16 protein-coding genes and 1 pseudogene are annotated in these 21089 nt (G+C 56.0%); 3 read left to right on the top strand and 14 right to left on the bottom strand.

The features are described 5' to 3' along the window. Nucleotides 1-258: hypothetical protein (locus tag ACM6J5_RS12760; protein WP_414928625.1), on the top strand; the 258-nt coding region annotated here is incomplete at its 5' end. Between the two features lie 3031 nt (nt 259-3289). Here the strand turns inward: ACM6J5_RS12760 and ACM6J5_RS12755 are convergent. The 6 genes from ACM6J5_RS12755 to ACM6J5_RS12730 form a co-directional block, all read right to left on the bottom strand. Continuing rightward, nucleotides 3290-3496: a hypothetical protein gene (locus ACM6J5_RS12755; RefSeq protein WP_414928624.1), complete on the bottom strand. Its 207-nt coding sequence runs from the start codon at nt 3494-3496 to the stop codon at nt 3290-3292. A gap of 67 nt (nt 3497-3563) precedes the next feature. Continuing rightward, complete coding sequence (trbL, locus tag ACM6J5_RS12750) at nt 3564-5066, bottom strand: P-type conjugative transfer protein TrbL (RefSeq protein ID WP_414928623.1); 1503 nt, start codon at nt 5064-5066, stop codon at nt 3564-3566. 101 nt (nt 5067-5167) lie between these two features. Further along, entirely contained in the window at nt 5168-5926 is a 759-nt protein-coding gene (gene trbJ / locus ACM6J5_RS12745; RefSeq protein WP_414928622.1) for a P-type conjugative transfer protein TrbJ, read from the bottom strand. 48 nt (nt 5927-5974) lie between these two features. Next, the gene (gene traJ / locus ACM6J5_RS12740) at nt 5975-6349 is read right to left on the bottom strand and encodes a conjugal transfer transcriptional regulator TraJ (RefSeq protein ID WP_414928621.1); all 375 of its coding nucleotides are present in this window, start codon (nt 6347-6349) and stop codon (nt 5975-5977) included. Nucleotides 6350-6697: 348 nt separating this feature from the next. Beyond that, the gene (locus ACM6J5_RS12735) at nt 6698-6934 is read right to left on the bottom strand and encodes a TraK family protein (RefSeq protein ID WP_414928620.1); all 237 of its coding nucleotides are present in this window, start codon (nt 6932-6934) and stop codon (nt 6698-6700) included. Nucleotides 6935-7060: 126 nt separating this feature from the next. Next, the gene (locus ACM6J5_RS12730) at nt 7061-7303 is read right to left on the bottom strand and encodes a hypothetical protein (RefSeq protein WP_414928619.1); all 243 of its coding nucleotides are present in this window, start codon (nt 7301-7303) and stop codon (nt 7061-7063) included. 141 nt (nt 7304-7444) lie between these two features. On the opposite strand from ACM6J5_RS12730, the gene ACM6J5_RS12725 reads away from it, so the two are divergent. Next, complete coding sequence (locus ACM6J5_RS12725) at nt 7445-8305, top strand: hypothetical protein (protein ID WP_414928618.1); 861 nt, start codon at nt 7445-7447, stop codon at nt 8303-8305. Nucleotides 8306-9236: 931 nt separating this feature from the next. Here the strand turns inward: ACM6J5_RS12725 and trfA are convergent. From trfA to ACM6J5_RS12685, 8 genes and pseudogenes are all read right to left on the bottom strand, one after another. Next, nucleotides 9237-10097 (bottom strand): plasmid replication initiator TrfA, encoded by an 861-nt coding sequence (gene trfA, locus ACM6J5_RS12720; RefSeq protein ID WP_414928617.1) that lies wholly within the window; start codon nt 10095-10097, stop codon nt 9237-9239. A 2-nt stretch (nt 10098-10099) separates the two neighbouring features. After that, nucleotides 10100-10426, bottom strand: coding sequence for a DNA-binding protein (locus ACM6J5_RS12715; protein WP_414928616.1), 327 nt, complete (start codon nt 10424-10426; stop codon nt 10100-10102). A gap of 423 nt (nt 10427-10849) precedes the next feature. Further along, a pseudogene (locus ACM6J5_RS12710) lies at nt 10850-10918 on the bottom strand (MBL fold metallo-hydrolase); the annotation flags it as partial. Nucleotides 10919-11004: 86 nt separating this feature from the next. Continuing rightward, entirely contained in the window at nt 11005-13743 is a 2739-nt protein-coding gene (locus ACM6J5_RS12705; protein WP_414928615.1) for a LuxR C-terminal-related transcriptional regulator, read from the bottom strand. Between the two features lie 176 nt (nt 13744-13919). Continuing rightward, nucleotides 13920-15284 carry a DUF1329 domain-containing protein gene (locus ACM6J5_RS12700; RefSeq protein WP_095943457.1) on the bottom strand — a complete coding sequence of 455 codons (1365 nt, stop codon included), beginning with the start codon at nt 15282-15284 and terminating at the stop codon, nt 13920-13922. Nucleotides 15285-15312: 28 nt separating this feature from the next. After that, complete coding sequence (locus ACM6J5_RS12695; RefSeq protein WP_150672431.1) at nt 15313-17214, bottom strand: DUF1302 domain-containing protein; 1902 nt, start codon at nt 17212-17214, stop codon at nt 15313-15315. Nucleotides 17215-17552: 338 nt separating this feature from the next. Then, complete coding sequence (locus tag ACM6J5_RS12690) at nt 17553-19235, bottom strand: fatty acid--CoA ligase (RefSeq protein WP_414928614.1); 1683 nt, start codon at nt 19233-19235, stop codon at nt 17553-17555. A gap of 161 nt (nt 19236-19396) precedes the next feature. Continuing rightward, complete coding sequence (locus ACM6J5_RS12685; protein WP_056726246.1) at nt 19397-20026, bottom strand: LysE family translocator; 630 nt, start codon at nt 20024-20026, stop codon at nt 19397-19399. A gap of 90 nt (nt 20027-20116) precedes the next feature. Here ACM6J5_RS12685 and ACM6J5_RS12680 point away from each other — a divergent pair, with 90 nt between their 5' ends. After that, nucleotides 20117-21082 (top strand): 2-hydroxyacid dehydrogenase, encoded by a 966-nt coding sequence (locus ACM6J5_RS12680; protein ID WP_150672432.1) that lies wholly within the window; start codon nt 20117-20119, stop codon nt 21080-21082. The last annotated feature ends 7 nt before the right edge of the window (nt 21083-21089 follow it).

Raw genomic sequence — 21089 nt, 5'->3', positions numbered from 1 at the left:
ATAGTGGAGGGGGCTAAAAACAAAATAGTGACCCTAATCAGTGGCGCCGCAGCTTTTATGCTGATCGTTTATCTCTTACCTGCGCCTGAAAAGGCCGGTCAAAACGTTAGTACCGCCTCTAGCGCAAGCTCCACCTTTGCCCCACGCGAGGCTCCGTCCAAAGTGATTGTCCTTACTAACTACAGAGAGAAAGGCGATAGCGTTCAGCTTGAATGCTCAGGCACCACCGGCAATATCACGTGCAAGCCTAAGAAGTGATATTGCCTCGATGACCAGGACGAACAAGGGCTTTGGCGAAAGAGCGGGATCAAGTGCAATGCAAGGGACAGGACAAGTGCCAGATCTGACGCTTTGGCGTCAGTCTCTATAGTCCCAACCTGAGAGGCCGAATGCTTAGCGTACGATTTTTTCCGAATTCTCTATCGTCCCCAACTACAGTGTGTAACCGCCCGGCACCCCAGCAAGCCCCGCATCGACGGGACTTTTTTGAGGGCAGAAAAAACCCACCGAAGCGGGTTTGTGTTCGGGTTAAAACATGTCGTGGTGATCGCGCAACCAAGCGAAAGCGCGATAGGCCTGGACCATACGCACAAGCGCACAGAAGCCTTGCCACAAACGGCGAACGAATTTGAAAAGACGCATAGGCGGCTTCCTCAAAGAAGCCTGACAACCGCCGCCCTTACCGGGCAGAACGACGGTGACTGAAAGGTGTCGACGCTTTCAGCGAGCCAGGGATTAATCGGCCTTTCCAATTCCGGCACGTTTTCCAGACGTGGATGCGGAGGGGCCCGGGGCAAACATCGCCCTTGGGTTACGTAATACCCCAAATCGCATGCCAAAAAAAAGCACTTTGTCGTTTTTTTGAAATAAACCTTTGGAACCGCTGAAAGCCCTTGACGCGCCATGACCGTGACGTTCTAGACATTTGCACGATCGCGCATAAGCGCCTGTAATTACGGGGGGTTGCGCGCCGTTTCGCCGCCGTTTCAACAAGATTCGCCTTGGCGTTGGTTGATTTCGCGCGCCGAACCGATACCGAGTTAACTCGCTAACTGGCGCGATAACTGCCCGCAGAGTGCGCGCATTTTCATTGCGCAATGCGCGAATGCTCATTTATGATCAATCCGTCGACGCTTTCAGCGAACCGCGCGCCGAACCTCCAATTCGCCGCGCACAAATCAACCGCCCTTCCAAGGCGGTTTTTTTGTGCCCGGCGTTCGCGCGTGACGCGCCCCTGCTCAACCCGAAACGGCGAGGCTTTTTATGGACGAAAAAAAACCGCTCAAGCCGAAGCTCAAGCGGTTCCTCTTGCCGACCTTTTTACAGGTCCTTGAAGCGATCTTGCCACAGTTCGTAAACGTGATGGACACGTACACAAACCAGCAAAACGTCCCACACATGCTTCAGCAATTTCCGCATGTTTTGGCCCTTATGGTTGGGCCAACCTCCAGCACACTCCCCGGATTCGTGTGCCTTCGGGATCACGTGAATGCTCCCTGTGAGGTGGCGAAGCTGATGGACACTTCCTGAGTCATCCGCACGGCTTCCTTAAGGCCGTGTCAGGAGGTAGTCAGCGCGCGTCGGGCCATGCTGGCCGGGACACACGCGGTACTGGCATCATGGTAACGATTTTTTTCCGGCCGTGGTGGGGCGAAACGGCGCACAGGCCGGACATGGTGGCGCATCTACCGGTCGGAGCGAGGATTTATGGGGCTTTGCCGGGAGAAGATTTTTTTTCGTATTTTTGGTCAATTTGGCTTTTTGCACAAAAAACCATCAAAAAAGGACTTTTCTTACTACATCTTGTGTTTTGCGCACGCCACGAAACCGTCAATCGTTAATTATTGCCACCAGTAGTGCCACCTTGTACCCTGTCGGTACGTGAATGCTCCCTGTGAGTACGCAAGCCCGCCCCTTACCGGACTTGCCACGAAAAAGCCGCCCCTCCTTAAGGCGGCTTTTTTTTGCCTGCAATTCAGGCCCGTGACCGGTCACAGCTCCACGATAAAACCGCGCAGCCCGATACCATCGGCAAACCAGCCCACCGCCGTCAAACTCGCCCAGGTGCGCACCTTCTCCCGCCGTGAGCGCACCGGCACCCAGCGCGCGCCGCTGCCGCCTAATCGAGTCGAGATTCCCCAGCCCGGGCCTGGTACCGAGCATTTGAAAAAGATGTTTTTGTGTTTGCGAAAAACGACGGACGAAAAAAAACCGCCCGTAGGAAGGCGGTTTTTCTTTCTAAAAAAGGCTTAGACCCTTTTTAGATACTCGTTGAGAGCGTCAGACAGGCCGATAGTAAAGCGTCGTTAATTATGGTGCCACTAAAATTACCCAACAATGCACACCATCGGTCGAACAGTAGCCGAATTGAGCGTCGAATTGGCCCCGCAAAACCCCCGGTAAAGACCCATTAAAAATGGGTAGTTAAGTAATTCTATTCGTCGGGATATTTGCGAATTTCTACTGCGCTACAGGCCTTATGCCACAAGGGTTTGCGACCTCATCCACAACTTAGTGCATCAAGTTTCATAGGAATTAGAGATGAATTGAGTTTGAACCTGCAGAATTCCATATTACAGTAGCTCCAGATTCAAAAGCAGGCCCTCGGGCAGAACGGGTGTAGGAACCCTGACCGATGTCTAGAGGCCGATTTATCCCCCCTATCCAGCTCGTTGGGAGCGTCAGACACTCCCTTCAGCGTGCGCGTTCCGGTCGGTGCCGCTGTAGAGCAGGACCCTTTTACAGGTACTGGCATATGGACGATTTCGTTCGTATTCTTCGGCACCTGCTTACAGCTGCTGTGTGCGTACATCGTGCTTATCAGCTGTGGCAGGATCGCTGGGGTCAATGATGTAACCACGTATGAAACCGCCATGGTCCAGTCATGGCGGTTTTTTTGTGTCCGCGTTTCGTGTGTTATCAGTCCTGAATTTGACCAACGCTTAGCCGGTCTGCCGGGTACTGACGCATAAACTCCATGCTCGCGGTCGCAGGCGCCGTTAGGCGAAAACGTAGATTGTCGTCAAGTTGGTTCAATTGGGTGTATCTCTGTGAGCCGGCTCGTTTAAATGCTTGCTTTACCAAATGAGCTAGGTGCTATGACGTAGCTCAAATGCGTATACCCAAAGTGGCCAGGAAAAATAAGGATGGCTCGACAATCAAGGACTACTGAAATAACGGCGCCTAAAAGCTAGGACCGTTTTGAGCCTTGCCACCAATGGCAGCTATGCGTGTATTAAGAGCGGGACCGACGGCAGTAAATGGCTACCCGGACTCATGCCGGAGGTAGCTACTCAGTCGCAGGTGTCCCAGGAGGCACCTGCTTAAGATGTGATAAGGAGACAGAGCAAGTTTCAAGCTCCGGCAGCGTTTTTACTCCATTAGCTTGGAGAATAGCTTGCAGAGTCGTGCGCGTGACGAAGGTTGGCAACGAATCAGTGACACCGTTTTGTTCTTCAATGAATTGCGGTTTTGTTGGCGTGAGGTGTTGCTTCATGCTTCTGCTCCTGAGCCGAAATGGAGAGATGACCGCAACAGTTTCATTGTGGCGATACCAGTCGAGCCTAATCTTGGGTTGGATTCTTGTTAACGAAATCCGAAATCTCATCGGAACGCGTGCTCAAGTTATTGCCTTCGAACACAGGGTTGTCGTCAGCATGCGACGTCTTGCTACTTTCATCAATCGCTGCCGCTAACCTGCCCCCCGCCGTGCCTGCTATCGCAGCACTAGCCTGGCTGCTCATATCTTGACCCACATGTTCAGCGATAAGCGAACTTGCATTAGCCGCCAGTCTTCCAGCGTTCGCCACTCGCGAGGCATAACCTGATTCCTGTCCGCTGTTGGGTGACCCCATTGTTTGCCAAAAAGCAGATTGCCCTAGGCCACTCACTGTGTGCTGGCCACTACCTGAATCGCCGACATTGCTACCGGTATCGATAGAGGCGCTTTCCATATTGGCCTGAGCTGCTTTGAAGGCGGCAGTTAGTGCCGAAGTGCCTCCCGCTACCTCGCTGGCTCCAACCAATGCCGCGCTTCCTGCTGAAGCTGCCGCAGATGCTGCCATGGTCGCAGCACCAATCGCTGCGCCGGCACCGAAGCTGCCAATTCCTGCTGACTGCCCGCCAGAGCTGACGAGGCCAGCTAGCATCGGAGGCAATTTGTTAACCATAGTGAGCAGCACTACGGACGCCACAAGGAGCACGCACAGGCTGTTCAAATCCGGCGTCCCTTCTTGGAAGGCCTTGTAATAATGGTCGATGAAGGACTTTCCGATACCGATTAGCAGGATCATGGTGAAGAGCTGGATCCCTATACCGAGTACTGCTTTGTAGAAGCTGATCGCAATGTCTGACGTCCAGCGGCTACCGCCGAATCCCAACAAGAAAACGCCGGCATATGCGAGAAGCCATGCTGAGACGAGTAGTAGCAGCATGTTGACGGCAATGAGGGCTAGGACCACCAACACCACGATTGCGGCAACGAGCATAACGGCAGAGAGGACTGGGGACAGTAACGAGGCAGACTCGCCTACTTTTGTGAGTATGTTGAAGCCGATATCAACGATACCGGATGGGGATAGACCATTGCCCAGGCCTGACGCGTCAGCGCTGATCTTGCGCATGGTGTCGATGATCGATAGGGAAATAGCCGGGCCGTTTATCAGGAGCCACCAGAAAAATCCCAGTGTCCCAAAAAATCTGATCGTTTCTGCAAAGAAGTCTTGAAGACCTGCGTTACGCAAAAGCATCAGCCCGTAAGTCCAAACCATGCTTACGAGTGCCAGACTCCAGAACAGCCAGTTGGCTGCACTCAGTATCTTGGATTGCCAGGTGATGGCTATTGTGGAAAAGCTCTCGAGTATTTTGTTGAGCATGTTGCCGCTGTCCAGGCCTGCGGCTTGAACGCTTTGCGCGATGCAAAGCGTGGCGATTAGCAGATGAATTGAAATGAGCTTTCTCATGGCATCACCATTTTTTATCGTTGCTAGGGGTGTTGTGGTGGTCCAGCGCGCATGCGTCCCGTATTTGCTCCTGGTCGTGTTTCGGGCGACCTGTGGGATCGTCATTGCAAGTCAGCACCTTCGAGTTGTTTGACGTATCACAACCGCCCGTGAGGGCGAGTGACAGTGCTACGCAGACAGAAAAACGTCGGAGCATGCATTCCTCCTTACCAAGACTTTTCGGCGCTTGGGCTGTTTTGTCCGGCCAGTGCGTGGTGATCCGCAGAGAGCTGTTGGGAGTCTCTGTCACCGTTGATCTGGGCGTCGGTCGCCACCGAATTTTGCTGTGCGACGAGCAGGCTTCGGATTTGAAGGAGCTGGTTGGCTTGCGCGCTGGCTAATTGATTAGCCGATTGGATCGCCTGCATCTGACCGTTGGCCGTAACGGCCTGATGCTGCATTGCCGCTAAGTTATCGGCGTCTGCTTGCAGGGTGTCTTGTTGGCTATCGACGTTTTTTAGCAGAGCGTCGCTAGCCTGTTTGCGAGCGGTGCTGGCATCGGCTCGGGCCTTTGCAATGGCTTGCTGATCCTTGCTTGTGCAGCCTTGGACGCCAAAGCATGGAGAAGCTGAGTAATGCGAAACATCCTGGTATTTGGAGAGGTAGCTTTCGAGGCTGCCTGCCTGATTCTTGTAGTAGGTGAGCGTGTCTTGAGCTGCCAGCAATTTAGAGATAGTCCGATCAGCCTCATCCCAGATGTAGGCTGCCGGAGCGGCGGTGTTCTGCAGCATGTTTTCGTACTGTTCCAATTGGGTCTTGTACTGCTCGATTTGCTTAGTGACGGCAGCCACGTTTTGGATAGCACTGATGGTTGACTGGCTAACGTTTAATCCGTCGACTACCGGGATGCCGGCGAGCGCCTGCTGTAAATGCGTCATCGAGATGGTCAGCAAGCAACCTGCGATAAAACCTTCGGTTTTGTTCATGGAAACTCCAAAGGGAAGCACGTGTCTGAAAGATTGGTTTTTTAGCGGCTAAAATTTGAGTGACTGCACCAGTCGCAGCATTTCGTCTTGGTTGGCTTCTATGCGCTTCAGAAGTGCCCTCACAACGGCTGGCGTCCAAGCGATGTTGGCTAACGCCAGCTTGGGGTCGTCAGTCAGCCAAAGCTTGAGAAGCCCTCCCAGGCGTCCTTGGTCAGCATTGATTTTTACGAGCTTCAGCACGTTTTCAGAGTCGATAGTTCCCTTAATCACATGCCCCAGACTTAGGCGCCTCAGATATTCCGCGACAGTCAGGCTTGCGCGGGCTGCATTTTCTTTAATCAGAGCTTCCTCGCCAGGTAGGACGGGCACTCGCAAGTGCTTGCCATGTTTTCTGGTGTCGATACCAGGCTTCTTCGTTTGCATAGCGGGTTCCTCCTATGTTCATGGTGAACTTCACTTCACTTCGCGGATGCGAATGGCCTCGCAGAGCAAGTCCACGTTGAGTGCCGGCAGGCGCGAATAAGTGATAGTGAAATTGGCTGACCGGCTTGCCGGTTAGCTAACTTCACCTGTCTTGCCCTGCACTTCGATGTTCCTTTAGCGTTCAATCGCGTGTTCTTCTGGCGATCAATGCGGTGTTTTATCGCGGACAATTAATATTGTTCGCGATAAAAACGCACCTGAACAGGGTTTGACCGCGCTAAGAACGGTTGTTCGACTTAAGAAAGGTAGGAGATCGGTTTAGCAACGCTTGATTAGCCATTGCGACACTCACTCATCTGTTTCGGAGCAAAGCTGGTGGGCGTAACGCCGAAATGCCTGATAGCCAAAATTGATTGAATTATCATCTCGTAGTACCTCCCATATTTTTAAAATCGACCATCCGTGATCAATAGCACTTTGGATCTCGGTTCTCAGCATGATGAATGCGGCGCGATTCTTGTCCCCTATAGGCGCGTCTGTCGAAGCTGTTACGCGCTCGGCTATTCTCAGTGACAATGATTTCATGATCGCTCCTAGGGAAACTAGATTCTTAATCTGCTTTTCGCCCCATTTTTTATGGTCACTGGTCGGCGCTGACGTTCTATTACAGCCAATTTCCTTTAACTGGTCTTTCCAGGCATATCGAATTAATCATGAACCAGCTTCTTGGTGACCGAATTCGCCGTTAAGCAATGCGGCTACAGCATCCGTAGGGAAGTAAATACGCCGCCCGATACGCCGCTTGACCCGATTCAATTCAAACATCCAGGGCTCCGTTGGTTTCTGCAGTACGCCACGAAGCCCAGATGGTTTGCGGCTTAGAGCTTGCGCCAACTGCTCAACGGTCATAAGTGAGCCGTATTTATCCTGCAGATAATCAATTATGGACTTCATATGATTCCGGTATATCGAACGGATAAATTTCGATATACCGGCAGCAAGCTCCAGACAATATCGAAAGCGATTTGGACAGATGCAGATTGCGTCAGTTTGGTATAGATTTGCAGGTAGAAATTTTCCTGGGAGTTAACCTTGATGACCGTAAAAACCTCATCTTCCGATAAAGAAACTCGACTTTTCAGAAATCGCCTTAGAACAAAGGCCCTCTTAAATGAGCTATCGTTGCGCGTTGGCATGCCATTTGCGGACACTTTCGCAAAGTGGTTCGACCAAGAGATGATTACAAAAGGACTATACAACCGAGCCAATACAGCCGAAAGCAATAGATGGGCAGGCAGCTTTAAAGGACGTACAGCATTACAGAATGAGCAGCTGGACCTACTACACGAACTATTCAGTGACGCACAAGACCTCTATCACAACGGCCCTTCAAATCTTTGGGAAGCTCTATGGGGAGAACCAGATCAGCTTTGGAAACTCTGCAAAACAAGGGTAGATGCCAATGCTCACTTCATGGATGACAAGTCATGGAATGAAGCACTTTCCAAACACGACAACCAATACGATATTTGCGAAGCCTTGAGGGTATTTGAAGGCGAAATAATGCTCGCAACGGAAACAGACTTTCACGACCTGCCATTCGGATGTTTTATAGAAGCCGTCGCCCTATACAGGTTACACACTCATGCAATCAGCTTATTCAAAATAAATTCCGATGGAATAGGGGCTTATAGAAGCTTGTTTCAATGCATATCCAATGGCGATATTAAAATCAGGCTTCTCCTACTTGGAGTATACCTTGACATAAAAAAAGAACTAATTCGCATGGAAACCATAAAACTACAATCATATCCCGATTACTGTGAGAAGGCCGGATTGAGGTATCCACCATCGGACGACGCTGCCAGAAAATATGCTAGCGACCCTTTAGCGATCCATCCCAATTCCAAACGATGGGATGACCTGAAGTTCGACTGGGTCAGTAGCGATGCGTGATGGTGACGTCGCAGAATCACTCAAGTGTCAGCGTCCCGGCCATTCTGCTGACAAAACAGCACGGTCCACTTAGCTTCAGAGTTGTTAACACAAGAGGGACAGTGAGGTCTCTTTGATTAAATAAGGATTAAAAAAGGATTAGGGCATTTTCTCCACGCTGCGCTATCCCTTGCTGCGCAAGGCCTACAGCCGATTACACCCTGTGGATAGTGTGCATCGTATCCCATACTTTCGTGCATCGTATCCCACAATTCTGTGCACCGTATCCCATTTCGAGTGCATCGCATCCCATGTCCTGGTGCATCGTATCCCACGTCCAAAAATGCACTTATCCACAGGCTCACCTACCCAGTTTTTTGTAAGCGTCTGCCCAACACACCTTGCATGGATAAATGGGCGGCCACTTAGATGACTTGGCCGGACGGATGTAAGCGTTGGTCATCGATGGAAAGATGTTTTGAAACCTCATGCCCACCGACGCCAAATCGCTCAACAAGCATCGTCATGGCGAGCTGCTCTACAAGCGCTACACGCTTTTTTGAGGGCAAAGAAAAAGGGCTACTGGTCACAGTAGCCCTCGAATTTGAAGCTTGATATTCATATACACACCCTCAAGCAGGGGTGTGGAGGTCTCACCCTACGCCGATGTTCAGCCATCGCCGGGGTTCCTACGCCAGTCATTGCCGCTGAAGACCACTGGTTTCGCGCTCGATTGCATCGTATACAAGGTGAGACTTGTGTCAACCAAATTGATCGCACCGTTAGTCCTGGCGCGGCGGTTGGCGAACAGATAAGCACAATGCGGCTTCGCCGCTCCGAACACCGCGACTACCTTGCCAGCGCCGTCTCAGTGCCTGCACGCATGTCCATCGGCTCCGCATAGATTTACGCGGACACAATCGTCCTTATTGGCTGGGGTCGGTAGGTGTGTTTACCGCCCCCCCTTACGTTTTTTCTTAATCAAATGACGTTGCTGGCTTGGTGTTGGTGTGCGGATCACACATACCCGGTGACCACTCAACCTCCATGAGACGAGAGCCCCAATCAAAACAAGTTCATCAAGCGCTTTACTCAGCTGACGTTTAAAACTGGCCGGATGCGCGTTCACGCTCCCACTCAGCCGTTGAATTGTTTCTATGCCAAGAGGGAAAGGTTCGGCATGGCTACAAAACCAACCATGGAGCCACAGAGCAAGTGGTTTGCGTCTGAGGAGTACACGCTCATCCCATTCGATTTGAGTCCAGCCTGCCATGTATAGCGCCTCAAGCCGTGACTCAAGCTCTATAACGTACAAGCCGGTCATCTCGTCCCCAGCCCCTTTGAGCAATGCTCCAAAGAACATGAGGTTGCCATATTTCATTTCAATTGTTGCCCCCGCGAGACGGACCAGTGCTGATCTCAACCACAATCGATCGCTGGTTCCTGTAGAGCGCTTCAATGTCTTTAGCACTTGAACTTCGCTGAACTGAACTCGGTTGCCGATCCTATGATGGCGTGCCAAATGAATGACCGTCTCCCAGACGTCTAAATCTGATTGGTCAAGCTGCCACCCAGAAAAGCGAATCTCGACTCCATCGACAGTAGCAAGCAGTTCGCGCCTCAAGGCCTTTCGCCCCTTGCCTTGAATACCTGCAAACAATGCGCACCGGAGCCAAACATTCGGTACTCCTCGCGTGGAATCCGGCCAAAGCGGGAGCTGCTCCGAGGATCTTTCCCTTGATGGCCGTCTGGCCTGAGCCTTTTGCAAACGCGCTTCGTTAGCGTTTTGAGGCTCCGGGAAGCTATAACTCATGATCAGACACCAACAGATGCTGTGCTGCTCTGGCTTCCTGACGAAGACGAACGAATCTTCTGCTTTTTGATTTGTTGCGCCTTTGTAGGTCGACCCGGCTTGGCTTTAACAGCCTCATCGGTGGCTGTCCCTGTCGTCAGAGCAAAACCTGATACGTGATCTGCCAACCAGCGCTCTACGTCTTCTGCGCGCCATAGAAGCCTCTTGGTGCCAGGTAGCCGACAGATCGGCGGCAAGGACAGCGGGTTGCGTGTTACGTCGCTGCGAATGCTGGTGACCGATTTATGAATGCAATCAGACAGATCATCAACGGTAAGTAGCGCTTTCATCCTCAAGACTCCTTGCTAGGCCGTACAGGCCTCGACACGCATTGGTTGGTTCGAATGCGCACAGGTTCTCGGGTTACCGACTTCGCTCGTAGGTGAATACTTGGAAAGACTTTTACCTTGATTACCGCATCGCACAGACACACACCGCAGGGCATTGCTACAGAGTGCTAGAAGGTGCCCGAGTCGGGTCACCCTGCCAGTGACTGGTTTTGAGGGTTCACATCAGAAGGGTTTTTGAAGAGGATTCAGAAAGGCCTAGGGCTCTGACACAACATTTATGAGGGCACAATTTTGGCACACTGCGAGAGCAAAACACTGCAAAAGTACGCTTAGAAACGCACATCACTGCAAGAACACAAGTATTTGAAATAAAAGATATTTTTATACAAGCACCTTATAAATCAACGTGATCGCCAGTCACGTGACATTGCAGTTGCACTGCAAAGGGCCGACGGGGAAGGTTTCGCGGATGAGGGTGGGTTGCTGGGACATCGGGGTCTGCTCGAGAAACGGGGACGAGTGATTTTCGCACAATTGGGCAGCGAGCCAATGACCGCGATGGGTAACATGAAAAATCCTTAACCCAACACCCCCAATTCCTTGGCCCGCGCCACCGCCTGCGTACGCCGCTCGACCCCGAGCTTGCTGTTGATGTGGCTGGCGTGGGTCTTGACCGTGTGCAGGGAAATAAACAGCTGATCGCTGATTTCCTGGTTCGAACAGCCCTGGGCGATCAATCGCAGGACCGCCATTTCCCGCGTGCTGAGCTGTTCCGCCGCCGCGCAGGACTCCAGTCCGGGACGGGCAGCCAATGCCGGCAGTTTTTCACTGAGGCTCAGGGAAACGGGGGTCGGCGGACAGTTTTGAAGCTGCCCTCGCAGCCAGTCCGGGTGCTCGGCCAACAAACCTTCGAAGGGTTGCAGCACCCCTCCGCCAGCGGCGTCCAGCGCCTGGGCCAGCGCCTTGCGTGCTTCCGGTTCCCGTCCGCTGCCCAACAACAACGCCACTTTCTGGGTCAGCGCCATGACACTGAGCATCTGACGACCGCTTTGCTGGCCATGTTCGAGCAGCGCATTCAAACGCCCTTCGGCCAGCATCGGCTGGCCCTGGATGATGTCGAGCAAGGCTTGTTGCAATTCTATATGCAGCGGCAATTGCGGGTGGAACTCTGGTGGTGCGGCCCCGTTTTCGCCGTTATAGGTCTGCCCCAAGCGCGCCAGCCAGGCTTCGGCCAGATCGGTGCGCCCCTGGGCCAGCCAGAGCTCACATTTGACCAGGGTGATCATGGCCAGGTAGTAGATCGGCGGCACGTCCCAGATGTGCATCAGCCGTTCGGCTTCGGCCAGTTCGGCAAAGGCTTTGGCAAACTCGCCGCTGCTGCCTTCCAGCCTGGCAATCACGCAGTGGCCGATCAGCACGCTGATGTCACGACAGGCGCGCGCCTCGCTCAAACCGGTCTGCAATCGCACCCGCGCCAATTGCGGCTGCATGCGCAGGGCCAGCAAAAAGCCTTCGTACAAGGTCAGTCGGGCGCGAACCGCATACAGCCGTTGCGCAGACAAGCTCTGCAAACGCTGCATTCCCTGACGGACCTCTTCCAGCGCCCGACAGATTTCTCCGCGCGCTTGCAGCACCCGGGCGCGATCGTAGTGCGCCAGTGCTTCGAACAAGGGGTTGCCGACCCGTTGTGCCAGCTCCAGCGATTCGCGGTTAAGCCCTCGTGCCCGCCACAAATCACCGTCGGCAATGGCCAGGTTGGACAGGGTCGAGAGGCACATCAGGCGCTGGCCGTAACGCTTGGGCGGAAGACTTTCCAATGCTTCGCCGCAGTACTGCAGCGTCAGTTCGCGGTTGCCGCGCCCACGGGCAATGATGCCGCTCAACGCCAGCCATTGGGCCAGCATGGACTTCTGGGCGGTGGCCGACGGAGCAGGCAGGAAGCGGCTCAAATGGCTGGCCAGCTCCTCGGCGGCATCCAGTTGGCAAGCCATCCCCAGCGCCCAGCTATACAACACAATCAGTCGCGGCGTGCTGATCAGCAAGCTGTCAGGCAAGTCCATTTTCCAGCGCAGCAACATGCCGACGTTCTGCTCGGCCAGCAGTTGTTCTTCGGAAAGGTTCTGCACCAGGTTCGCCGCGACATCCAGGTGACCGGCACGCAAGGCCTGTTCCACGGCCTCATCGAGCAGGCCCTGGGCATTGAACCAGCGGCAGGCGCGCAGGTGCAGGCTGGCGGCCGGCACCATCGACTGGGAGGTCGGGCGCGTGCGCAACAGATCGGAAAACAGGTGGTGGTAACGATACCAGTGGCCATGTTCGTCCAGCGGCACCAGGAACACTTGGTGGGCGAGCAGGAAGCGCAGGATCTCCCCGCTGTCATGGGCATCGCGAACGGCGTCGCACAGTTCACTGCAAAAGCGTTCCTGGGGCGCCGTGTCATAGAGGAACGACTGGACCTCGGCGGGCAGGCAATCGATGACCTCTTCGAGCAGGTAATCGCGGATCAGCCCTTCCCCGCCGTGCAACGATTGCGGCAGCGCGCCGTCGGTACCCGCCTCCGAGGCGGCCAGCAGCCAGAAGCGCAACCCCGCGACCCAACCTTCGCTGCGCTGGATCAGGTTTTCCAGCGCCTCGCCGCGCAAGGAACTGCTGTGCCGGTCGAGCAGGCTCAAGGCCTCGTCGTGAGTCAAGCGCAGATCCTGTTCATGCAACTCAAGCAGTTGTCGCGACAGCCGCAGCCGTGCCAGATGCCAGTCGGGGCGCTGGCGACTGGTGACCATCACCAGCAAGCCATCGGGAAGATGATTGAGGAAAAATTGCAGGCAACGGTCCAGCACCGGCCCTTGGGCCAGATGGTAATCATCCAGCACCAGCAGCAATGGCGTCGCGGTGGACAGGTGCTCGGCCAACTCGTCAAGCAGTCCGTCGAGCCATTCTTCGAACGCGAACGGCTGATGGCGCTGGCGCATTTTCAACAGTCCGAGGGATTGTCTGCCCAAGTGCGGAAAATAGTCCTGGAGGCCTTCCAGCAGGCGTTCGAGAAAACGCCCCGGGTCACTGTCTCTCGGGCTCAAGCCCAGCCAGAGACTTTGCCAGTGCGCCGGCAACCCCTGACAGAATTCCACCGCCAACGAACTCTTGCCAAACCCTGCCGGTGCGCTGACCAGCAGCAACCTGCCACCGAGCCCGGCACTCAGGCGCTCGCACAAACGTGGACGCAGCACATGGCCGTCGGGCAACGGCGGGCGGAAGAAGCGCCCGTCGAGTGTCGCGACGGCAATGTTTGCAGAACCTGGGGATGTAGACAAATCAGTCATAGCCGGCTCTTGTTTGAAATGCGGGTGGCGGCGTTGCAGATGTCCGCAGACTAGCCGTAAACGGATAGGGAATGAAGGCAATTGCTACAAATGGCTACAAAAAGTCTACAAACAAAAAAAAACGCCCCGAACCAGTCGGGGCGTTTTCAGAGGGTGCGGCCTCTACTCAGCTCACCTTAGCGAACACCATCCTGACGCAGGGCGGCCGGGGTGAAGTCGCTGGTGGTGGCAGTGAAGCCGAAGTCATAAGCCGACTTCTCTTCGTTCTTCATGCCCAGCGCCAGGTAACGACCCGATTGCAGGTCATACAGGGCTTCCAGGGCATACCACGGCACTTGTTTGTCGTAATAGTTCTCGGCATGTGCCTCACCTACGCGCCACAGTTGGCCACGACCGTCGTAATGGTCGATGACCGCTGCCTGCCAGGTATCTTCGTCGATGTAGAAGTCACGCTTGGCGTAGATGTGACGCTGACCCTCCTTCAAGGTGGCAACCACATGCCACACCCGGCGCAGCTCGTAACGAGCCAGGTCCTGGTTGATGTGACCGGCCTTGATGATGTCAGTGTACTTGAGGCTCGGGTCGTCGAGCTTGTAGGCGTCGGAGGCGATGTACATCTCTTTCTTGCCTTCGAGCTTCCAGTCGTAGCGATCCGGTGCACCGTTGAACATGTCCAGGTTATCGGAGGTACGCAGGCCATCGGCCGCGGTACCCGGGCCGTCATAGGACACTTGTGGCGCACGACGCACACGACGCTGGCCGGCGTTGTAGACCCACGCCGAACGCGGCTCTTTCACCTGGTCGAGGGTTTCGTGCACCAGCAGCACACCACCGGCCAGACGTGCCGGGGCAGTCACTTTCTGCTTGAAGTAGAACAGGATGTTGCCCGGGTTCGCCGGATCGTAATCCTTCATCTTGTCGCGGAACACGAACTGGTCCTGGAAGTACACCAGGCTGAACGAGCCGTTCGGCTGTGGCGTGGCCTGGGTTACCAGGCGAGTCACGCTACCACCGCGATAACGGGTGATGTGGTTCCAGATGACTTCAACGCCGCTTTTCGGAATCGGGAACGGAATGGCGGTTTCAAAGTTCTCCAGGCCGTTGCCACCGGACACCAGCTTGGTGTTGGTTGCGTTCTTCTTGATAGCGGCGAACACGTCATCCGGCACGGTGGCACCGCGATGGGACGGATAGACCGGCATCTTGTAGGTTTCCGGATAGCGCTTGAACATCGCGTACTGGCCCGGGGCGAGCTTGTCCTTGTACTGGTCGACGTTCTGCGCCGTGATGGTGAACAGCGGTTTTTCGCTGGCGAACGGATTGGACAGGAAACCTTTGCTGTCGACCGTACCGGCGTTTTTCGCCATCGGCTTCCAGGCCGGGATCGAACCGTCGGCGTTACCCGCCATTTCGGCGCCCATCGGGGTCAGGCTCTTGCCCAGCTTGTCGGCCTCGGCCTGGGGTACCGCTGCGATGACGCTGGTCGCCAGCAGCGAAAGACCCAGAACACCGGCGTGGAACAGACTCTTTGTTATTTTCATATGTGTGTTCGTCCTGAAAATACTGTGCTTAGAAGTTCACGCCGAGGCTGAGCGCAACGAAGTCACGGTCATCCACGGTGGTGTACTTGCCGTCGAAGAAATTGGTGTAGGCCAGGCTTGCGGTGTAGGTGTTCTGGTATTCGGCGTCGACACCCAGGCTCACCGCCTTGCGGCCTTCCTCGAAGTTGCCGCCAGGACCAGGGGAGTAACCACTCACGTCATGGGACCAGGCAACGTTCGGCTTGAGGTTCACACCGGCAAACACGTCGTTGTATTCCCAGATGGCACGACCGCGGTAGCCCCACGAAGTCGCGGTGGTGAAGCCTTCGTCGGTGCAGTTGCGGCTGCGGTTGTTGGTCGGCGTACCCGGGCCGGCACCGTTGATGGTGCTGGTGTTGAGCGCCACGCAGGTATCGAGCGCGCCAGAGGCTGGCAACTCACCCGGGCCGTAGACCGGATCGCGGCCATAACGAACGTCGGACGTGCTTTCCAGGCCGCCAACGTGGGTCACGCCCACTTCGCCCACCAGGGTCAGACGGCTGGCGCCCATGACCTGGTCGAAGAAGTGCGTCAGGGTGGTCTGGAACTGGGTGACTTCCTTGCGACGATACCCGTGCAGGTCCTGACCCGGCACGCCGGTAAGCAGCGATGCATTGGTCAACGGATTGTTCGGGTTGTTATTGCCCAATGGACGTATACCGGAGAACAGGATGTCGGTGGAGTTGAGCTGCACCGGCGCGTTCGGACGGTAGCTGATCTCACCGCTCCACGCCGTACCGGTAGGCAGGGTGGTGGAGAAGCTCAAGCCATAGAGGCGAATGTCCTCGGGGTATTCGATGAAGTATTGCGAATTACCTGCCACCAGCAGTGGACCGAGTGCCGCGAACGGGCCGGGCAACCCTCTGGCCGTGTTGTAGACCGACTGCGGCGCACCGGTGGCGCTGAAGATCGGCGCACGGCTGTGGTAGTTCATGAAGTAGGCGCCGAACTCGGTGTCCAGCGGATCGAACATGTACTTGAAGGACGCGCCCCACTGACCGCTGTCGCGGGCATCACGATCGGGGCCACGACGCACCAGAACACCCTCTTCGTTGACGTCGACGCCGTTGGCAGCCAATGGCCCCAGGGCAATGGCCGGAATTTGCGAGCGCTTGTTCAGCACACGCAGGTTGTCGTCGCAGCCGTCGGCGACGATGTCCGGCTGGGAGAAGAACGTACCGCAGTTGTCGACGACGGTCTGGTCCCATTCAATTTGGTAGAACGCTTCGGCCGAGAGGTTTTCGGTCAGGCTCTGGGACACATAGAACATGTTGACCGGGATCAGGCCTTCCTTGATCTCGGCACCTGGACGGCGGAACGCGGAGACGTCGATCGGGTTGATCGAGTTGATGCCACCACCGATGAAGGTACTTTCACCCCAGCTCACGACCTGCTTGCCCAGACGCACGGAGCCTGGCTGATCGGCAATGGCGTAGTTGTGGTAGACGAAGGCGTCGAGGATCTGGCCGCCGGCGGACTTGGCGCCTTCCTTGCGGCCCTCGTCGCTGATGTCCTTGAACGGACGGCTTTCGTCCTTCAGTTCGAAGTCGTACCAGTATTTGCCACGGACGAAAACACCGGTATCGCCGTATTTCAGTTCAAGGTCATGGATGCCCTTGAAGATCTTCGAGAAGGTTTCCCCGCTCTTGAAGTTCAGGTGACCGTCATCAGAAGTCTGGGACAGGCCCTTGCCGCCGTTGTTGACACCGATGAGGTTCTTGTTGGCACTTTCGGTAGACCAACTGGCACCGATCGACAGGGATGAGTCGAATTGACCTTCGATTTCACCGACGTTGAAACTGACGCCGAATGCTGGCCCGGCGAGCGTAGAGGCAAGACTGACAGCCAGGGGCAGTTTCGCCCGGCGCCAGAACTGATTAACTGATGTCATCGACGCTACTCCATGTGCATTTTATTTTTATGGCAAGAGCACTTCTAAAAACGTTGTGGATAACCGGGAGCCATGGCATCCCAAAGTCATTCCAAAGTTGCATCGCCCCTGTTCGTGCGGTTGCCCCGTTCTTAAAAATCCTTGAGCAGACTATAGCCAGCAGGTAGTAGCGCTTGATCCCTCTAAAGTGTGATTTGCAGTTGCCAGCCACTCTGGAACAGTCCTTTCGCCAGTCCGACACCCGTCGGCACGGCAAGGATGGCTGAAAAATTCGATTTGACAAGCCAAGCGCTTGCTTGGTGGGGCCGGCGTGCCCTTTCGGGCACGCCAGGAGACGCTTAAAGCGTCGAGAGGAAGGTACTGTTGGTGGCTTGCCATTCGCTGATGTCGACACGAATGCGCTTCTTGTCGAGTTTGCCGACGCTGGTCTTGGGAATTTCAGTAACAAGGGCGATCTGGCTCGGAATCGCCCACTTGCTCAGGTGTCCCAGCTCCACAAACGGCTTGAGGTGTTCCTTGAGTTCCCGCGCCCCGATTGCGTGTCCCTCACGGATCACCAGCAGGGCAAACGGCCGCTCGCCCCACTGCGGATCGGGGATCCCGACCACTGCTACTTCGCGTACCGCCGCATGACGGCTGATCAGGTCCTCCAGGTCCAGGGAGGAGATCCACTCGCCACCGGTCTTGATCACGTCCTTGATCCGGTCACGAATGTCGATCACGCCCATGCTGTCCAGGGTCGCCACGTCACCGGTGTGCAGCCAGCCTCCGGCCCAGAGCTCGGCGCCCTTCTGCGGTTCATTGAAATACCCCTCGGTCAGCCATGGCGCGCGTAACACCAGCTCGCCTTGGGTCTCACCGTCGGCGGGCAGGAAGTTGCCCTCGGTGTCGACGATCGCCGCCTCCACCAGTGGCCCCGGCACACCGGCCTTGATCCGGTAAGTGGTGCGTTCGTCTTCGGTACCCGCCATCAATTCGTCGTTCAAATGCGCGCACGACACCAGTGGCCCGGTTTCCGACATGCCGTAGGCGGCGGTCAACTGAATGCCTTTGGCCTTGGCCGCCTCGTACAGCGTGCGGTTCAGGGCGCTGCCGCCGATGACGATTTTCCAGCCGCCGAAGTCGACGTTCTGCGCGGCCTTGGCATTGAGGACCATCTGCAAAATGGTCGGTACGCAATGGGAGAACGTGACCTTCTCCTTGCGCCACAACTCCACCAGGTACTCCGGGTCATAGCGGCCGGGATACACCTGCTTGAGCCCGAGCATGGTCGCCACATACGGCAAGCCCCAGGCGTGGACGTGGAACATCGGGGTGATCGGCATGTACACGTCGTTGGTGCCCAGCAGGCGCACGCTGTCGATCGCGCCCATGATGGTCGACACGCCCATGGTGTGCAGCACCAGTTGCCGATGGGTGAAGTACACGCCCTTGGGATTGCCGGTGGTGCCGGTGGTATAGAACGTGGTCGCGACCGAGTTTTCATCGAAATCCTCGAAGTCGTACTGCGGGCTCGCCGCGGCCAGCAGCTGTTCGTATTCGCCGACGAGGTTCGGCAGGTCCGCGGTTTTTTCCGGCAGGTCAGTCAGCAGCAGGGTTTTGTCGACCGTGGTCAGTTGCCCCTCGATGCCCTTGTAAAGGCCGACGAACTCGCTGTTGACCAGCACAAAGCGGTCCTCGGCGTGGTTCATGGTGTAGAGGATCTGTTCCGGCGACAGGCGCACGTTGATGGTGTGGATCACCGCGCCGATCATCGGGATGGCGAACATGCATTCCAGGTAACGATGGCTGTCCCAGTCCATCACACCCACGGCATCCCCGGGCTTGACCCCGGCCGCAGTCAGCACGTTGGCCAGGCGGGCCACCCGTTCGATCAGGGTCGGGTAGCTATAGCGCAACTTGTCGCGGTAAATGATCTCGCGGGTTTTCTCATAACGGGCACCGGACATCAGCAGCCGTTTGATCAACAGCGGGTACTGGTAAGCGCCTTCGGCCGGGGGGATAACGCGAGTCTGCAACATAATAATCCCTTTAATCTGACTGCACGGTCGTGACTGAAAGTACGCACTGTAGTGCCCTTGAAGGTCAGCCAAATCAGCCAAAGGAATGATTTGCAGAACCCTACGAATGCTAGCGTTGCGCCATCACCCACAGGGATTCTCGGCCTGCAGTCACTACGCAATCAATGCATCTCGGTAAAAGCCAGCTTCACGCCAATTGCAATCAGCACCGCGCCCATGGTCCGGTCGAACCAGTGACCCATGCGGGCGAAACCGGCGCGTACGCGCTGCTGGCTGAACAGCATCGCCACCAGGCAGAACCAGATCGCTGTCGCCACCGCCAGGTAAACCCCGTAACCGGCCTGCACGGCCAGTGGCGTTTGCGGATTGATGACCACAGTGAACAACGACAGGAAGAACAGGGTGGCTTTCGGGTTGAGACCATTGGTGACGAACCCCGAAGTGAAGGCACCACGGGCGGTGCGCTCCCCGGCTTCCTTGTGCAGATCGTCTGCCACAGGCTTGGCCGGTTGCGCGCGCAACGCCTTGTAACCGATGTACAGCAGGTAAGCGGCGGCCGCCCACTTCAAGGCATTGAACAGCACGATCGACTGGGACACGATCAGGCCGATACCCAACAGCGAGTAACCCACGTGCAGGAAAATCGCCGTACCCACACCCAACGCGGTCCAGGTGCCAGCGCGACGACCGTGGGTAACACTTTCGCGCACCACCACGGCAAAGTCCGGGCCGGGGCTGGCCACGGCCAGCAGGTGAATCAGGGCAACGGTCAAGAACTCGGTCCAGTACATGGGGGCTCCTTCAGGCCAAGCGTAACTATTTATTTCATCTGGTAGGCTGGCAGATTACGCCTTCAGTTCATTGCACAAAAGGTACAGTTGATGACGAACACTCGCCGCGCCGTATTCCTCGACCACCCGTCCCTGGACCTCGGCGACCTTGACCTTGCCCCGCTGCGCAACTGTTTCAGCGATTTGCAGCTGTTCGCCCAGACCTCGCCCGATCAAGTCATCGACCATCTCAAGGGCGCCACCGTCGCCATCAGTAACAAGATCCTGATCGATGCCGCCACCATGGCCGCCAGCCCTGATCTCAAACTGATCCTGATCACCGCCACCGGCACCAACAATGTCGACCTCGCCGCCGCCCGCGCCCACGGGATTACCGTGTGCAACTGCCAGGGTTACGGCACGCCATCGGTGGCGCAGCACACGATCATGCTGCTGCTCAATCTGGCCACGCGCCTGGCCGATTATCAAAAAGCCGTCGGCGAAGGCCGCTGGCAGCAGGCCAGACAGTTCTGCTTGCTGGATTACCCGATCGTCGAACTCGAAGGCAAAACCCTTGGCCTGCTCGGTCATGGCGAATTGGGCGGCGCGGTCGCACGGCTGGCTGAAGCCTTCGGCATGCGTGTTCTGCTGGGGCAAATTCCCGGACGCCCTGCCCGGCCGGACCGCTTGCCGCTGGATGAACTGTTACCGCAAATCGACGCACTGACTCTGCACTGCCCGCTCAACGAACATACCCGCCACTTCATCGGTGCCCGCGAACTGGCCTCAATGAAATCCGGCGCGTTCGTGGTCAACACCGCACGCGGTGGATTGATTGATGAACAGGCACTGGCCGACGCCTTGCGCAATGGACATCTGGGGGGCGCCGCCACTGACGTGCTGAGCGTCGAGCCTCCCGTCAATGGCAATCCGCTGCTGGCCCACGACATCCCGCGCCTGATCGTCACCCCGCACAACGCCTGGGGCAGCCGCGAAGCGCGCCAGCGAATCGTTGGCCAAGTGACCGAAAACGCACTGGGATACTTCAGCGGTAAGGCGCTGCGGGTCGTCAGTTGATAAACTG

It is taken from the genome of Pseudomonas sp. IT-P74 (assembly GCF_949768175.1).
In the GTDB taxonomy this organism is placed as follows: domain Bacteria; phylum Pseudomonadota; class Gammaproteobacteria; order Pseudomonadales; family Pseudomonadaceae; genus Aquipseudomonas.
The sequence above is the reverse complement of the archived record's forward strand: the minus strand, read 5'-3'. Positions and strand labels throughout refer to the sequence as shown.

Coding starts and splice junctions, on each gene's coding strand:
- ACM6J5_RS12755 (WP_414928624.1), bottom strand. CDS start 3,496: ATGAAGCAACACCTCACGCCAACAAAACCGCAATTCATTGAAGAACAA.
- trbL (WP_414928623.1), bottom strand. CDS start 5,066: ATGACGATCCCACAGGTCGCCCGAAACACGACCAGGAGCAAATACGGG.
- trbJ (WP_414928622.1), bottom strand. CDS start 5,926: ATGAACAAAACCGAAGGTTTTATCGCAGGTTGCTTGCTGACCATCTCG.
- traJ (WP_414928621.1), bottom strand. CDS start 6,349: ATGCAAACGAAGAAGCCTGGTATCGACACCAGAAAACATGGCAAGCAC.
- ACM6J5_RS12735 (WP_414928620.1), bottom strand. CDS start 6,934: ATGAAATCATTGTCACTGAGAATAGCCGAGCGCGTAACAGCTTCGACA.
- ACM6J5_RS12730 (WP_414928619.1), bottom strand. CDS start 7,303: ATGAAGTCCATAATTGATTATCTGCAGGATAAATACGGCTCACTTATG.
- ACM6J5_RS12725 (WP_414928618.1), top strand. CDS start 7,445: ATGACCGTAAAAACCTCATCTTCCGATAAAGAAACTCGACTTTTCAGA.
- trfA (WP_414928617.1), bottom strand. CDS start 10,097: ATGAGTTATAGCTTCCCGGAGCCTCAAAACGCTAACGAAGCGCGTTTG.
- ACM6J5_RS12715 (WP_414928616.1), bottom strand. CDS start 10,426: ATGAAAGCGCTACTTACCGTTGATGATCTGTCTGATTGCATTCATAAA.
- ACM6J5_RS12705 (WP_414928615.1), bottom strand. CDS start 13,743: ATGACTGATTTGTCTACATCCCCAGGTTCTGCAAACATTGCCGTCGCG.
- ACM6J5_RS12700 (WP_095943457.1), bottom strand. CDS start 15,284: ATGAAAATAACAAAGAGTCTGTTCCACGCCGGTGTTCTGGGTCTTTCG.
- ACM6J5_RS12695 (WP_150672431.1), bottom strand. CDS start 17,214: ATGACATCAGTTAATCAGTTCTGGCGCCGGGCGAAACTGCCCCTGGCT.
- ACM6J5_RS12690 (WP_414928614.1), bottom strand. CDS start 19,235: ATGTTGCAGACTCGCGTTATCCCCCCGGCCGAAGGCGCTTACCAGTAC.
- ACM6J5_RS12685 (WP_056726246.1), bottom strand. CDS start 20,026: ATGTACTGGACCGAGTTCTTGACCGTTGCCCTGATTCACCTGCTGGCC.
- ACM6J5_RS12680 (WP_150672432.1), top strand. CDS start 20,117: ATGACGAACACTCGCCGCGCCGTATTCCTCGACCACCCGTCCCTGGAC.